Below are 14,913 nucleotides of genomic sequence, written 5' to 3' on the forward strand. Positions count from 1 at the left end.
GAGTAGAGCGTCGTCCAGCACGACAGGAAATCGTGGCTGGTCGTGTAGCAGAAGTCGGAGGCGTGCGCCGTCGAGCCGATGTCGGTCGGGATGCCCGATTTGTCGATGCCGACAATGTCATCCCAGCCGCGTTCGATCAGGTGATGGGCGATCGATGCGCCGACGATACCGCCCAGGCCGACGATGACGACCTTCGCCTTTTTCGGAAACTCTGCCATTGCCCGCGACTCCAAAGTGATAAAGCGCGCGGACTATAAGGCGGAGCAGCAGCACGATTGAAGCCTGTTTGCGACATTGGCAAAAAGCCGAGCGACCAGACGGCAGAATGCTTCCCGTCGGACCCTTGGCGGTTCGCCTTCCAAGGTGAAGGCTATAACTCAGGCGAAGGCCCAGATGTCCTCGGCCTGGAAGCCGACCTGATAACCTGCTGTCTTCAGCTTGACCACGACCTGGCCGATCTCGGCCGCGGGCAGCGCGCCGACCTCGACCTTGATCATGCCGGGACGGTAGCGCTTGAGGTCGAGCTGTTCGAAGACGATCCAGTCGGCGCCCTCGCAATCGACGAGAAAGGCGTCGATATGGGTGATGCCATTGCGGTCGAGCAGCGTCTGCAAGGTCTCGGATGGCACCTCGATGTCCCTGAGATGCGGCGCGAACTTGTTGAAGTTGGTGTCGGCCTCGCCCCAGGCATTCTTGCCCGACATCAGATTGGTGTCGGTGACCGACGAGCAGCCGATGAACTCGATGGGCAACGTGCCGGCCTCGAGCGCGGCGGCATCGAAAGTGTGGACGGTGATCGTGCCCTTTGTCTTCGTCACCGCCACCGGCTCGATGATGAACCGGCTGGTGTCGGGGTAGTTGGCGCGCAGTCGTTTCTGATTGTACGGCATCGGCTCGACCAGCATCGCGCGTGCGCCAGCTATGCGGTGCAGCCACGGCGTCACATCGTCGAACAGCGCACCGTCGCAGGCACCGACATTGACCATCTGGAACGGTCGCCCTGCCCCACCAAATCGCGCCTTCAGCGCCGCCCTGGCCAGGAACTTCGTGCCGCGCAGCGACGGCCCGCGATCGAGAACACTACTTGGAAGACCAAGCGACAGGGCAACGCGCGCCAGGCTGGATAGCGAACTCATGGCTTGTCTCCGGGAATGATTGGCAAGGGCGCGCGATTCTGGCCACGAGCCGCGGCTGCCCACAGCGCCATGAACGGCGTCGCCAGCAGCAGGAATGGCGGGATCAGATGCGGGAAATAGATGCGCGTGTCGTGGATCGGAAAGACGGTGAACTTCGCCAGCGCGCCGAGCACCAGTGCCGCAAACAGGATGCCGGCGCGGCGGTCGAGGCGGAAGCCGGCGCGGGCGGCGGCAAACCAGCCGGCCAGTGCCAGCACCGACACGCCGACCCAGCTGTTCAGGCTGACGGCACGCAGCAGCGAGGCGGCAAACGCCCTGAGATAGGCGGTGACCGAGAATGGCGGTTCGAACCCGTCCATATTGTAATGCTGCTCAATGCTGGAGAACCACAAATGCGGCCACCAGCCTGGATGATGAGCCCAGTGCGAAATGGCGAAATAGGCGACGAAGGAAGCGGCGAAGCCGGCCAGCGCGCCCCACGCCTTCTGCCGGAACGCAACCAGCAGCACGGCAAAAATGGCAAGAAAAACAATATTGTCTGGCCGCACCATGAAGGCGAGAAAGAGCAGGAGCGCCGTTGCCATCTCGCGACCGCGGACATAGGCGTAGAGCCCGCCGAGCAACAGCGCCGAACACAACAAATCCGGCGTCGAGGCGCGCGCCGCATCGCCGAAATCAGCCATGATCAGCACCGCGCCGACCACAGGCGCCAAGGCCAGTGCCCCTTCGGAGCGCAGCCACATCAGGGCGATCGCGCCGAACAGCAGAACCGAGAACACTGAGACCAGGCGCATCGCCTCGACCGGCGACATCACCGCGCTCATCGTCGACAGTATCTCGGCGTAGAGAAATTTGATCCGGTACATGCCGAGCAGTGAATGGAAGTCGGCGGCATTCTCCGCCATGTGACTGCGGAAGCCGCCGCCATCGTCGGTCAGCGCCTTATAGTCGCCTGCGGACACGCCCGATTTGACAGTGCTGTAGGCATAGTCATGCAGCGCCTGTGCATCGGGATAGGTGCCTTCCTCCGCTATAGCGAGATAGGGCAGCATGTCCCAGTTGGCGTCGGGCATCACCCATGCGGTGAACGCTGTAAAAAGAATGTAAAGCGCGAAAGCCGCCGCGCCGATCGGTGCTGCCAGCCGCGCATAAGTCCCCTCGCCCCACGTCAGAACGGGCTCGGTGAGCCGGTCGACTGGGTTTTGTGGAGCGGGCGACTTGGTCAGCATCGTTGTATCCAGCGAGCGCTTAACGGACCTGGCTTTTGACGAAATCCTTCACGATTCCCACGATGCCGCGCGACAGCAGGCTGTCGAAGGCATCGACGAAGCGGTCGACATGCTCGCGCTGGCAGATCAGCGGCGGCTCGAGCCGGATGACGTTGCGGTTGTATTCGGTGAAGGCGACTAACACATCGTAGTCGCGCAGCAGCAGCGCCCCGATGAAGCCCGACAGCGAACCCTTCAGCTTGTCGTCGAGCACGCTGACGATCGGCCGCAGCACCATCGGCAAGGTCTGCGAGAAGTCGTGGAACTCCAGGCCGATCATAAAACCCTTGCCGCGCACCTCCTTGATGATCTTCGGGTACTTTTCCCTGAGCGCCTGCAGGCGCTGCAGCAAATAGTCGCCGGTGACGGCGGCATTGTCGATCAGCCCCTCGTCGTAGAGCACGTTGAGCCCCTCGATCGAGGTGACGCAGGCCTCGCCCATGCCGCCGAAGGTCGCCATGGCATGGATCATCGCCGTTTTCGGCGTGCCATAGGCCTTCATATAAACCTCGCGCCGCGCGATCATCGCGCCGACCGCGGCCTTGCCGGCGCCAAGCGATTTGGCCAGCGCCGTCACATCGGGAATGACGCCGTAATGCTCGAAAGCATAGAAGCGGCCTGACCGGCCATAGCCGCACTGCACTTCGTCGGCGACCCACAACACGCCATACTGGTCGCACAGTGCGCGCAGCTTCTGCCAATATTCGGCCGGCGCCTGGATGATGCCGCCACCGCCCTGGATGGTTTCAAGCACGATGACCCCGACCTCCGGATCGGAGCGGAACAGGCGCTCGACCGCCTCGATGTCGGCAAACGGGATGCGGACCGTGTTTTCGGCCACCTTGAAGTCCGCGCGGTAAAGCTGCCCGTCGGTGATGCCCAGCACGCCTTTGGTCTTGCCGTGGAAGGAATTCTCGGCATAGACGATCTTCGGCCGCTTCGGACCGGCCGCGCGCTCGGCGAGCTTCACCGCCGCTTCCATCGCTTCCGAACCGGACGAGCCCAAAAATACCATGTCGAGATCGCCGGGCGAGCATTTGGCGATGTTGTGCGCAAGCGCTGCCGCATATTGCGACATGAAGGCGATGGCGATTTCCTGGCGCTTCTCCTCCTGGAATTTCTTGCGTGCTTCCAGGATGCGCGGATGATTGTGGCCGAAGGCCAGCGAACCGAAGCCGCCGAAGAAGTCGAGGATCTTGCGGCCGTTCTGGTCGATGTAGAACATGCCTTCGGCACGCTCGATCTTGATCTTGTGGAAACCGAGCAGCTTCATGAAGTGCAGCTGGCCGGGGTTGAGATGCGCCTTGAACAGGTCGGTCATGCGGGCAACGTCCATCGCCTTGGCCTGCTCGACGCTGATCAAATCGGGCTTGGCGATAGTGGCGGGCGACAGCGACGGCGCGCTGACCATGGTGCGCAAATTGGTCTGTTCGGGCTTGGCCATGACGGTCATTTCAATCTCCTGTCTGCACGCACGACCAGGATCGAGCGCAACGAAAGCTGTTTTTGCGAGCCGCTATTCGGCGGGCACATGTTTGGTGGCGACTGCGTGGCCGGCTTTCTTGGCGCGGTACTCGCTATAGGCGGCGATCAGCATGTCCTCGTCGCGATATTGCGGCACCCAGCCGAGCTGGCGCCCGGCCTTGGACACGTCGAGCACGCAGTCCTCGTCGGCGATCAGATACTGTTCCGGGTCCATGATCGGCATGTTCAAGAGGTCGAGCAGGTCCAGCGTGCACTTGACCGCCCAGCCCGGTGTCGGGATCAGGATCGATTTCGAGCCGGCATGCCGGATCAAATCGCCGAGCAATTTCTTGACCGGCGGCGGGTTGAGCGAACCCAGATTATAGGCCTCATTAGGCACGCCGGCCTTCCAGGCCGCGCGCGCGGCCTCGGCGCAGTCGAACACCGAGATGAACTGATAGGGGTTCCTGCCCGAACCGATCATCGGCACCGGAAAATTCCAGTCGATCAGCTTGAACAGCTTTTCCAGGATGCCGAGCCGGCCTGGGCCGATGATCAGGCGCGGGCGAAACAGCGAGATCGACATGCCGCGCTTGCGCCATTCGGCCGCCAACTCCTCTGTCTTCTGCTTCGACCAGCCATATTCGCCCAGCGGCGCCACCGGGTGCTCCTCGGTCATCGGCTGCGTGACCGTGTGGCCGTAGATCATGTCGGTCGTGTAGTGGACGAGTTTTGACGCACCGGCTCTGTCCATGGCCTGCATGATGTGCTCGGTCCCATGAAAATTCACCGGGAAGAAGAAATCGTGCCGCTTGGAGCGCACCTGGATCGGCGACAGCATCTTGGCCGACAGATTATAGACCATGTCGTCGGCCTTCAGCCCAACCGCCGCGACCGATGCCGGATCGATGACGTCGCACTGGACAAAGCGGACAGTGCGGTAATGCGGCAGGTCGCTCTTGACGATATCGGCGACGACGACCTCTTCACCATCGGCCACAAGTTTCGGGGCGAGATGGCGGCCGACGAAACCGTCGCCGCCGAAAATCACATGTCTCATCTAACGATCTCGTTTGCTTGGATCTTGTCAGGCGTGATGGAAGCCGTCTGGTCTTCATGCCCTCGCTCGCCCAAATCCCGGCCACTTTGGGCGATCAGCACCGTGCCGACGCAGATGAAGGCGATGCCGGCGATGCGCCAGCCATTGAGGTCCTCGCGGAAGACGAAATAAGCGAAGATGGCGACGGCAACATAGGCGAGGCTGAGGAACGGATAGGCGAAGGAGAGCTCGACCTTGGACAGCACATAGAGATGCGATGCCATCGAGATGACGAAGGTACACAGGCCAAAGAACACCCAGGGGCTGAAAACGATCTGCAGCAACTTGACGAGCGGATTGACGCCCTCAAACGAGATCGGCCCGAGCGACATCATGCCTTGCTTCAGCATCAGCTGCGCGGCGGCATTGGTCACCACTGTAAAGAGAATGAAGACGATGTATTTCATGTGTTCCAAGCCACCCCCTCGCGATTCCTACTACAAACCCGCAAACATTTGGTGAAGTCCCAACAATATTTTGAGTAAATCGCGTTATTAAGCATCGATTAACCGGGAATTATTCGAGTTTTATCTATTCGGCCGCCTCGACCGAGCCTCGTCGCGCATCCAACCTCTTCGCGGTGCGCGCCCAGAAGTCAGACATGAAGGCGTGGTCGCGGAGCGCTTCCAGCCGCCGCCATTCGGGAAAGGACGAGGCGAATATCTCGGCGGCCATGCGGGCGTCCTTATATGGATTGACCGCGCCGCCGGCCTCGACCGTGATGCGGTCGAGTTCCCGCAGCAATGTCAGTGTCGCGGCACCCCTGTTGGGGAAATCCAGTGTCAGCGTGTAGCCGGAACGCGGAAACGACAGCAGCGCCGGCGAGCGGATGGAGCCAAAGCGTTTCAGCACCGTGAGGAACGAGCCCTGCCCGGCTTGCCTTGCAGCCGCCAGCAATGCCGGCACGGCCTCGCGCGCCGTCTCTTCCGGCACCACGCTCTGGTGCTGGAAAAGCCCTTTCGGCCCATAAAGCCGGTTCCAGTCGCGCACGCCGTCGAGCGGGAAGAAGAAGCCCTGATATCCGGCCTGGCGCTGCACGGTTGCCCGGCTCTTCCTCCACCTGTAGGCAGCGTTGAAGGCGGTCAGGAACGGCCGGTTGAGCACATTGAACGGCGGCTGGACCGGCACCGAGAAAGTGCCGCCGACGCGCGAGGCGGCATGCGAGCCGTGCTCGGCGTGATTGCCCGACAACAGCAGGCCGCGACCGCTGTTGCGGCCGCCGGCCAATTGGTCGATCCAGGCGACCGCATATTCATTGGCCTGATCGGCCGCCTCGGCCAGGCCGAAGAATTCGCAGAGATCGCGAAACGGGGTCGCCTTTTCGACGATGTCGAGCGAATGCACCCGCATCAGCCGGATCGAGGCCGACAGGATGAGGCCGGTCAGCCCCATGCCGCCGATCGTTGCCGCAAACAGCCGCGCATTGTCCGATGCCGAGCAGCGGTGGGTCTTTCCGTCGGACCTGAGCAGCGTGAAGCTCTCGACATGGCAGCCGAATGTCCCGCGCCGATGATGGTTCTTGCCATGCACGTCGTTTGCGATGGCGCCACCCAGCGTGACGAATTGGGTGCCGGGCACAACCGCCGGGAAGAAGCCGTGTGGGGCAGCGTGGGCGATGATGTCGGACAACAGCACGCCGGCATCCGCCTCGAGAACACCGGTTTCGGCGTTGAAGGCACGAATCCGGTTCAGCGAGCGCATGTCGACGACCGCGCCGGCCGCGTTCTGGCAGGAATCGCCGTAGGAGCGGCCATTGCCATAGGCAAGCAGTGACGCTGGCTTGGCCTGACCGCCCTTCAGCAGCGAGATAGCCTCGTCGGCACCGATGGCGCGCGGCGCCGGCGGCGTAGCAAGGCCAAAGCTCGGGAACCGCTCAGTGGCCATGCCTACCAGCCCCCGATGACCAGCATCACTGCACCGATCAGCACAACGATCTGGCTGCGCCAGTCGCGGATGATGAAGACGACCGGATCGTCATGCATCTCGTTGCGGCGCGCCAGGATCCAGACGCGCATGGTGAGATAAAGCACGATCGGTGCCAGCGGCCAGATCAGCCACGGATGCGGATAAAGCTCGCGCACCGCGACACTGTCCATGTAGAGCGCCAGCACCAGCGCCGAGGAGAAGGCCGAGGCCATGCCGGCCTGGGCGACGATCTCCTGGTCTTCGGTGCGATAGCCGCGGCCGGCAATGCGCTCGCCAGGCGGAATGGCGGTGGTGCGCAGTTCGACGAAGCGCTTCACCAGCGCCAGCGACAGGAAGAAGAAGATAGAGAAGGCCAGCAGCCAGAACGAGACGTCGACGCCGGTCGCCGCCGCACCGGCCAGGACGCGGATCGTGTAGAGGCCGGCGAGTGTCAGCACATCGACCAGCAGCATGCGCTTGAACGACAGCGAATAGGCCGTCGTGACGACCATATAGCCGCCGAGCACAGCCATGAATTCGGGCGACAGGAACAGCCCGGTGCCGATGCCGATCGCCAGAAGCACCGCGATTGCGCCAAGTCCGAACGGGATCGACAGCGCACCGCTGGCGAACGGCCTGTTGCGCTTGGTGAGGTGTTTGCGATCGAGCGCGAGGTCGAAGAAATCGTTGAGGATATAGATGGCCGATGCCACCGAACTGAACGAGACGAATGCCAGCAGGCATTGCCAGATCATGTCGGTGTTGAAATATTCATGCGAGAGCACCATCGGCACTGCGATCAGCGAATTCTTCAGCCACTGATGGACACGCAGCATCTTGACGATGGTCCGCAAAGTCGGCTTCGGCGCCGGCATCGTCTCGGCGCCATGCGCTGCCTGCCAGCGCGCGGCATGGCGGTCGGGCGCGACGACGATCGCGTTGCGCGCTGCATCGAAGACCTGGAGATCGTGACGGCTGTTGCCGGCATAGTCGAAACCGCCATCGCCATAGGCTGCGATCAGCGAAGCGCGCTTCCTGCCCGAGGTGAGATTGGCGAGACCATCGGTGGCCAGCACCTGGTCGAAAATGCCGAGATGGGCCGCGATGGCGTCGGCGAACTTGCGCGGCGTACCGGTCGCCAGCACGATCTTGCGGCCCTCGGCGTGTTCGGTCCGGAGGCGGCAAAGCAGCACCTCGCGATAGGGCAGCGATGCCGGATCGATGTCGATGCGCTGCGCGATTGCCTGCTTCAGCCGCGCCGGCCCGCCGGCGATCCAGAACGGTACCAGGAAGATATAGAGCGGGTTCATCTTGAGAAGGATGAACAGCCCTTCCCACAACAGGTCGGTCGCGATCAGCGTGCCGTCGAGATCGACCGCAAGCGGTATTGCGTTCCTGTCCGACCGCGCATCCATGTCCGTCCTGCCCTGCCCGCGTAGAGTTGCGCGCCGCTTTCCGGCGTCTTGAGGCTGGTATAGCGGGCGATGGCGTAGCGAACGTTAAAACGCCCGGTTGCAGACGGCTGCCGTGACGGTATTTCCGGCGTCATTGTTAAGCGACTGCTACCGGAAACGATAAAAGGCCGAGCAAACGCCCGGCCTCTCAAGATATGCCAACCGGAATTACTTGATTCGGGCGACGCCGCCCGAGATTTCGATGGTTTCCGAACCGGTCAGAGCTTCGAGGTCGCCGTTCGGCAAGGTGACGAAACAGCCATTCGGGCAGAACTCAACCGTTTCGCCACCAGCCAGCGCGAGGTCGGTCTTGCTGCCGCCCTCGGTCACGACCAGCGTGCGGGTCTCGGCGTCCTTGTTGACCGCGCTTGCGGCATGGACCGAGCCGATGGCGGCGACCAGGGCGACGGCAGCGACGAGAGACTTCCACATGGTGCAATATCGGTGTTCCCACCGCCTCTGTTGCATTTCGCAAGGCAATTTCGCCTTTGCATGGGAGCTTATAGGAGATGGAAGCTGAACCGCAACTGAATGCCGCATTCATGCCGCAATCGGTTCCGGCAGGATCAAGGTCGACGGAGTCCCAGCTTAGTCCGGATCTGGCTTCTTGGTTTTGCGGGACTTGACCAGCCGCTTCTTCTCCGCCTCGGCTTCGGCCTTTATCTGCTCCTGTTCGGCGAAGTCGGCCTCGATCTTGTCGTCGTCTGTCGGCCACGCCTTGGGCTTATGGGCCTCGACCACGGCGCGCGGCGTCGAGGGCATCTCGATGTGTTCGCTGCTGAATTTTTCGAGGACGGCAAAACGGATGTCGTTCTGCGCGATGTTGCCATTCATCACATCGGCCAGGAACACGCGGATCTCGAATTCCAGGGCGGCAGGGCCGAAATTGGAAAACAGCACGAAGGGTTCGGGGTTCTTCAGCACCATCGGGTGGCTGCGGGCGATCTCCAGCAGGACGGCATGAACCTGCTTGACGTCGCTGCCGTAAGCGACGCCGACCTTGATGTCGATGCGGCCGAGCTTGTTGCGGTGAGTCCAGTTGCCGACGGCGTTGTTGATCAGGTTTGAATTGGGCAGGATCACCGATTGCCGCTGGAAGGTCTCGATCTCGGTGGCGCGCACGCTGATCTTCTTGACTGTGCCGCTGACATCGCCGGCAACGATCCAGTCGCCCACCTTGAATGGCCGCTCGGCCAACAGGATCAGGCCGGAAACGAAATTGGACACCACGTTCTGCAGGCCAAAGCCGATACCGAGGGAAAGAGCGCCGGCGACCAGCGCCAGGCTGGACAGGTCTATGCCCGCCGCCGAGATGCCGACCAGTGCCGCGAGCGCGACGCCGGCATAGCCGACCGCCAGCCTGATCGAGTTGCGCACGCCGGTATCGACCTTGCCACGCGCCATCACCGAACCGTCGAGCCAGCCCTGGAACCAGCGCGTCAGGAAATAGCCTATGATGAAGACGACGATGCCGGAGAGGATGCCGGTCACCGAAATGGTCACCGACCCGATGTTGATCCCGGTTGCGAGCTTGTAGGCCCAAGCCTGGATATCGCCCAGCTGGAAACCCCACATCAGCAGGATCAGCGGCAGGAACACCAGCACGATCATCACATTGATGGCAACGCTGACGACAAGGCCGAGCTGGTCGAGGGCCGTATCCTCGTAGCTGGATTTGGCCGACAGCCAGCGCCCGACGGTGGTGTTGGCGAAAGCACCCTCCTCGCCGATCGCCTGTGCCGACAGGAAACCGATATAGGCGGTGATCAGCGCGGTGCCGGTAACGACGACCTGCAGCGAAACGAACAGAGCGAGGCCGATGTAACCAAGCAGCGCCGCGACGATGGTGAAAAGACCGAGTGCAAGCGCCGTATAGCGCAGCCATGCCGGCCACGGCCGCCAACTTCCATCACGCGCCTTGAATGGCCTCAGCATCGCCATCAGGATCAGGATGACGCCGACGATGATGGTTGCGCCGAAACTGCGGGCAATGGTCAATGACAGCGGCGAGCCCATTTTGTCGTTGATCACCGACAGGAAGGTGTTGACGCTGATGACCACGGCCATGGCGGTGGTCAGGCGCACCAGCCAGCGCGCCGGCCCCGTTTCGACCGGGATAAGGCGCCAGTTCGGCAGCCGCGGCTCCAGCGCCGCATTGGTCAGCCGGTTGACGCAGAACACCACGCCGATGGCGGTCGCCAATGCATTGAGGAACAGGCCAATATCACCACGCAACACATTGTAATAATTGAAGAAGAAAATCGTCGATCCCAGAAAGGCGGCAACCGCCAGCGTTGGCAGCAAGGTTGACCAGAAAGCCACCGATAAGCGGCTGAGATAGGACGGGTCCTCATTGGAGGGATCGGCTTCGAACACCCTCCCGAACAGCCGCCTGCCGCCGACCAGCAGCACCAGCGCCAGCCCGAGCGCCACGAAGGTCGCTGCGAGGATCGCCTGGAACTTGAACTTGAAAGCGAAGCTCAGCCAGGAAGACACCGCCTTGTACAGATTGGTGTATTCGTCCTTGGCGTCGGAGAAAACCTGCGGGCTCAGCGCATCCGACAGCACGTAGCGTTTGGTCAAAAGGTTGCGGAACAACTCGCTGCGCATATTGCCGATCTTGTCGATCAGCCCGCTGATGCGGATCGACAAGGACTGGGCCTGCGAGATGACGGCGTTTATCTCCGCCTTTTCCGACACCAGCGCCTGGCGCTCGCCGCTGACGATGTCGGGCTCCGGCGGCTGGCCGGCGGCGGGCGCTGGCCCGATCTGTTCAAGCCGGCTGTTGATCTCGCCAAGACGCGTGCGGAAAGCCAGTGCGCTGTTCAGCGATTGCCGAGACAACTCCTCGAGCTGCAAGCGGATATCGACGAGGCTGCTATCCTCATCGGCTTCCTGTTGGATCTTCTTTTCCAGATTGTCGGTCTTGGTCGTCAGGTCCTGCAGGATCTTCTGCTGGTCGGCGACCAGCCCGGCTGGCGCCTGGCCAAGCCCTTGTGCAGCCGCGTCGAACGACATCGGCGCCGAAACGACAAGCGTGAGGATCAAAATGAGACGAAGCAATCGGAAAAGCATGATTTGTTGGCGACTCACCGGCGGCAAAGGCAATTTGAAAAAGCCTGTCCTTGATAAAGACGGCCCTATCATGGGGCAAGCCGTCGTATCGCGAGCCCACCCGATCATTGGCGCCACCGATCACTCACCCCCATCCATCCATCTCAAGCGTCGGCCAGTCGAAAGGCGATGGCGCAATACTGGCTTTGCGGATGCGGCCTGCTCTATAGTCTGCCGCATCGCCCGAACCGGATGACATCAATGGCAGAGTACTCGGCCTTTTCGCTGCTCGCGAACGCGCTCAAGGGAAACAAGGATTGGAAGCCGGCATGGCGCAAGCCTGACCCGAAGGCGTCCTATGACGTCATCATCATCGGTGGCGGCGGTCATGGGCTGGCGACCGCCTATTATCTTGCCAAGGAACACGGCATCACCAATGTCGCCGTTGTGGAAAAGGGCTGGCTCGGTTCCGGCAATGTCGGCCGCAACACCACGGCGGTGCGCTCGAACTACCTGCTGCCGGCCAACACCCGCTTCTACGAACACTCGATGAAGCTGTGGGAGAACCTCTCGCATGAGCTCAACTACAACGTCATGTTCTCGCAGCGCGGCTGCCTGAACCTGGCGCACACGCCGGCCCAGTTCGACGACTATGCAAGGCGCGGCAACGCCATGCGCCATCTCGGCGTCGACGCCGAACTGATGACGAAAGCTGAGATCAAACGTCTGATCCCGGCGCTCGATGTCTCCGAAAGCGCGCGCTTCCCGGTGGTCGGCGGCTTGATGCAGCGCCGCGCCGGCACCGCCCGCCACGATGCGGTAGCCTGGGGCTATGCGCGTGGCGCCGACCGGCGCGGCGTCGACATCATCGAGAATTGCGAGGTCACCGGCTTTCTGCGCGATGGCGACCGCATATCAGGCGTCACCACTTCGCGCGGCGACATCCGCGCCAGGAAGGTGGCCGTGGCGGTCGCCGGCAGCACCGGACGCGTCATGCAGCTGGCCGGCATCGAGACGATGCCGATCGAGAGCCATGTGCTGCAGGCCTTCGTCACGGAATCGCTGAAACCCTTCATCGACACCGTCGTCACCTTCGGCATGGGCCATTTCTACATGTCGCAGTCGGACAAGGGCGGCCTCATCTATGGCGGCGACATCGACGGCTACAACAGCTACGCCCAGCGCGGCAATTTGCCTGTCGTCGACGAGGTGATGAGCGAAATGCTGGCGCTGTTTCCGGGCCTTGCCCGTGTGCGCATGCTGCGCTCCTGGGGCGGCGTCTGCGACATGTCGATGGACGGCTCGCCGATCATCACCACCGGTCCCCTGCCCGGCATGTATCTCAACTGCGGCTGGTGTTATGGCGGCTTCAAGGCGACGCCGGCCTCGGGCTGGTGCTTTGCCTGGACCATCGCCAAGGACCAGCCGCACGATCTCAACGCCCCCTTCACCCTCGACCGCTTCCACCGCGGCCTGGTGATCGACGACAAGGGCCAGGGTGCAAACCCGCGGCTGCATTAGCAATAGGTAGAGTCCAATGTTGATCACTTGCCCCTATTGCGGTCCGCGCGACGTCATCGAGTTCACCTATCAGGGTGACGGCAATCGTGAGCGTCCCGACTCCGCCTCCCAGAATTTCGAGGCGTGGAATGCCTATGTCTATGACCGGCTGAACCCGGCCGGCGACCACAACGAGATATGGCAGCATTCCGGCGGTTGCCGCGCGCATCTGCGCGTCGTGCGCAACACGCTGACGCATGAGATTTCCAGCGTTGCCTTTGTGCGCGGTGATCATCAAGGGCGCGGCGATCATGGCTCCGCCGCGCGCCGCAAGGCGGAGGACAAGGCATGAGCCCGCGCCGCGCCGATACCGGCGGCCGCATCGACCGGCTGAAAACCATCCGCTTCACCTTCGACGGCACGGCCTACACCGGCCATGCCGGCGACACGCTGGCGTCGGCGCTGCTGGCCAAGGGCGTCACGCTTTACGGACGTTCGTTCAAATACCACCGCCCGCGCGGCCTGCTGACTGCCGGCGTCGAGGAACCCAACGCGCTGGTGACGGTGTTGAAGGGCGAGGTTCGCGAGCCCAACATTCCGGCGACCCTGGTCGAAATCCATGACGGCCTGGTTGCCATCAGCCAGAACCGCTTTCCCTCGCTTGCCTGGGACATCAACGCCGTCAACCAGCTCGGCGGCAACATCCTGTCGGCCGGGTTCTACTACAAGACCTTCATGGGACCGGTGTTCGGCCCGCTCAAAGGCACGCGCTTCTGGATGTTCTGCGAACACTTCATCCGCCGCGCAGCCGGTCTCGGCAGCGCCGGAACGGCGAAAGACCCGGCCCGCTACGAGCGCATGAACGCCTTTTGCGACGTGCTGGTGGTCGGCTCCGGCCCGGCCGGCCTGATGGCCGCCAGGACCGCCGCCGATCAGGGAGCGCGCGTCATGTTGGCCGATCTCGAGCCGCTTTTCGGCGGTTCGGCCAACTGGTCCGGGGAAACGATCGATGGCGCACCAGCTGCCGATTGGGCGCGCCGCACCGTCGCCCAGCTCGCAGGCCGCGACAATGTCCGGCTTTTACCGCGCACCACAGTGTGGGGTTATTACGACAACAACACGCTTGCCGCGCTGGAACGGGTCAGCGATCACAAGGATCAGCCAGGCAAGGGCGAGCCGCGCCATCGCTATTGGGCGATCCGTGCCAAATCCGTGGTCCTGGCCACCGGTGCGTTCGAGCGGCCGCTCGTGTTCCCCGGCAATGACCGGCCAGGCGTGATGCTGGCGCATGCAGCCGAGCGCTATGCCAACGAATTCGGCGTGCTGCCGGGCGAGCGGATCGCGCTGTTCACCAACAATGACAGCGCCTATCGGGCGGCCGTCGCCTTGAAGAAGGCCGGTGCCGCGGTCGTCGCCATCGCCGATGTCAGGCCGGAACTTTCGCCGGAGATGCGCAAGCTGGCCGCGGAAGCCGAGGCCGAGATCTTCGCTGGCCATGCCGTCGTCGCCACCGAAGGTGGAAAGGCGCTGTCCGGCCTCAAACTGCAACGCTTCGATATGGCCAACGGCACGCTCATCGGCGATGCCCGCAGTATCCACGCCGATTGCCTGCTGATGTCCGGCGGCTGGTCGCCGACCATCCATCTGGCCAGCCAGGCCGGCGCCAAGGCGGAATGGAATGCCGCGCGGCAGGCCTTCCTGCCGCCGAAGCCAACACAGAGCTGGATCGGCGCCGGCGCCTTCACCGGCAGTTTCTCCACCGCCGAAGCCATCGCCGAAGGCCGCGCCGCGGGCCTTGCCGCAGCCGGTGGCCCCAGCGCGCCTTCTGTATTGCCGGCGGTGGAAGCCGTGCCCGGCGATCCTGATCCGGCACCGGTGTTCGAGATCAGGGCCAAGGGCAAGAGCTTTGTCGACTTCCAGCACGACGTGACGGCAGAGGACGTGCGGCTGGCGCACCGGGAAGGCTTTGTCTCGGTCGAGCATCTGAAACGCTACACCACGCTCGGCATGGCGACCGACCAGGGCAAGAGCTC

Annotated in this window: 13 protein-coding genes; 3 read left to right on the forward strand and 10 right to left on the reverse strand. The window is 62.8% G+C overall.

Features of this window, described 5'->3' with window-relative positions; translation table 11 throughout:
• From EN906_RS06780 to EN906_RS06825, 10 genes are all read right to left on the reverse strand, one after another.
• The coding region (locus EN906_RS06780; protein ID WP_164777116.1) for an FAD-dependent oxidoreductase at window positions 1-218 on the reverse strand (218 nt) is incomplete at its 3' end.
• 159 nt (window positions 219-377) lie between these two features.
• Window positions 378-1,136, reverse strand: a complete 759-nt coding sequence (locus EN906_RS06785; protein ID WP_127272436.1) for an FkbM family methyltransferase — start codon at window positions 1,134-1,136, stop codon at window positions 378-380.
• Window positions 1,133-2,365 (reverse strand): glycosyltransferase 87 family protein, encoded by a 1,233-nt coding sequence (locus EN906_RS06790; RefSeq protein ID WP_127272435.1) that lies wholly within the window; start codon window positions 2,363-2,365, stop codon window positions 1,133-1,135. The genes EN906_RS06785 and EN906_RS06790 overlap by 4 nt, the downstream gene beginning before the upstream one ends.
• A 19-nt stretch (window positions 2,366-2,384) precedes the next feature.
• Window positions 2,385-3,815, reverse strand: a complete 1,431-nt coding sequence (locus EN906_RS06795; RefSeq protein WP_236383382.1) for an aspartate aminotransferase family protein — start codon at window positions 3,813-3,815, stop codon at window positions 2,385-2,387.
• A 105-nt stretch (window positions 3,816-3,920) separates the two neighbouring features.
• Window positions 3,921-4,928 (reverse strand): NAD(P)-dependent oxidoreductase, encoded by a 1,008-nt coding sequence (locus EN906_RS06800; protein ID WP_127269403.1) that lies wholly within the window; start codon window positions 4,926-4,928, stop codon window positions 3,921-3,923.
• Window positions 4,925-5,374, reverse strand: a complete 450-nt coding sequence (locus EN906_RS06805; RefSeq protein WP_127269402.1) for an EamA family transporter — start codon at window positions 5,372-5,374, stop codon at window positions 4,925-4,927. Before EN906_RS06805 ends, EN906_RS06800 begins: the two co-directional genes overlap by 4 nt.
• A gap of 124 nt (window positions 5,375-5,498) precedes the next feature.
• Window positions 5,499-6,851 carry an FAD-binding oxidoreductase gene (locus EN906_RS06810; RefSeq protein ID WP_127272434.1) on the reverse strand — a complete coding sequence of 451 codons (1,353 nt, stop codon included), beginning with the start codon at window positions 6,849-6,851 and terminating at the stop codon, window positions 5,499-5,501.
• Between the two features lie 2 nt (window positions 6,852-6,853).
• On the reverse strand, window positions 6,854-8,287 hold the full coding sequence (locus EN906_RS06815; protein ID WP_127271096.1) for a UbiA family prenyltransferase: 1,434 nt from the start codon (window positions 8,285-8,287) through the stop codon (window positions 6,854-6,856).
• A gap of 207 nt (window positions 8,288-8,494) precedes the next feature.
• On the reverse strand, window positions 8,495-8,758 hold the full coding sequence (locus tag EN906_RS06820) for a hypothetical protein (protein ID WP_164748978.1): 264 nt from the start codon (window positions 8,756-8,758) through the stop codon (window positions 8,495-8,497).
• A 156-nt stretch (window positions 8,759-8,914) separates the two neighbouring features.
• The gene (locus EN906_RS06825) at window positions 8,915-11,401 is read right to left on the reverse strand and encodes a mechanosensitive ion channel family protein (protein WP_127271768.1); all 2,487 of its coding nucleotides are present in this window, start codon (window positions 11,399-11,401) and stop codon (window positions 8,915-8,917) included.
• A gap of 240 nt (window positions 11,402-11,641) precedes the next feature.
• Here EN906_RS06825 and EN906_RS06830 point away from each other — a divergent pair, with 240 nt between their 5' ends.
• From EN906_RS06830 to EN906_RS06840, 3 genes are all read left to right on the forward strand, one after another.
• The gene (locus tag EN906_RS06830) at window positions 11,642-12,901 is read left to right on the forward strand and encodes a sarcosine oxidase subunit beta (protein WP_127269174.1); all 1,260 of its coding nucleotides are present in this window, start codon (window positions 11,642-11,644) and stop codon (window positions 12,899-12,901) included.
• Between the two features lie 16 nt (window positions 12,902-12,917).
• Entirely contained in the window at window positions 12,918-13,232 is a 315-nt protein-coding gene (locus EN906_RS06835) for a sarcosine oxidase subunit delta (RefSeq protein ID WP_127269175.1), read from the forward strand.
• Window positions 13,229-14,913 (forward strand): 2Fe-2S iron-sulfur cluster-binding protein (locus tag EN906_RS06840; RefSeq protein ID WP_127375110.1); only part of this gene is annotated, 1,685 nt, incomplete at its 3' end. The genes EN906_RS06835 and EN906_RS06840, both read left to right, overlap by 4 nt.

This window comes from Mesorhizobium sp. M7A.F.Ca.CA.004.06.1.1 (genome assembly GCF_003999135.1).
Taxonomy (GTDB): domain Bacteria; phylum Pseudomonadota; class Alphaproteobacteria; order Rhizobiales; family Rhizobiaceae; genus Mesorhizobium.

Bases quoted from the DNA above. Each gene is read 5' to 3' on its own strand.
- EN906_RS06785 (WP_127272436.1), bottom strand. From the start codon at position 1,136: ATGAGTTCGCTATCCAGCCTGGCGCGCGTTGCCCTGTCGCTTGGTCTT.
- EN906_RS06790 (WP_127272435.1), bottom strand. From the start codon at position 2,365: ATGCTGACCAAGTCGCCCGCTCCACAAAACCCAGTCGACCGGCTCACC.
- EN906_RS06795 (WP_236383382.1), bottom strand. From the start codon at position 3,815: ATGGTCAGCGCGCCGTCGCTGTCGCCCGCCACTATCGCCAAGCCCGAT.
- EN906_RS06800 (WP_127269403.1), bottom strand. From the start codon at position 4,928: ATGAGACATGTGATTTTCGGCGGCGACGGTTTCGTCGGCCGCCATCTC.
- EN906_RS06805 (WP_127269402.1), bottom strand. From the start codon at position 5,374: ATGAAATACATCGTCTTCATTCTCTTTACAGTGGTGACCAATGCCGCC.
- EN906_RS06810 (WP_127272434.1), bottom strand. From the start codon at position 6,851: ATGGCCACTGAGCGGTTCCCGAGCTTTGGCCTTGCTACGCCGCCGGCG.
- EN906_RS06815 (WP_127271096.1), bottom strand. From the start codon at position 8,287: ATGGATGCGCGGTCGGACAGGAACGCAATACCGCTTGCGGTCGATCTC.
- EN906_RS06820 (WP_164748978.1), bottom strand. From the start codon at position 8,758: ATGTGGAAGTCTCTCGTCGCTGCCGTCGCCCTGGTCGCCGCCATCGGC.
- EN906_RS06825 (WP_127271768.1), bottom strand. From the start codon at position 11,401: ATGCTTTTCCGATTGCTTCGTCTCATTTTGATCCTCACGCTTGTCGTT.
- EN906_RS06830 (WP_127269174.1), top strand. From the start codon at position 11,642: ATGGCAGAGTACTCGGCCTTTTCGCTGCTCGCGAACGCGCTCAAGGGA.
- EN906_RS06835 (WP_127269175.1), top strand. From the start codon at position 12,918: ATGTTGATCACTTGCCCCTATTGCGGTCCGCGCGACGTCATCGAGTTC.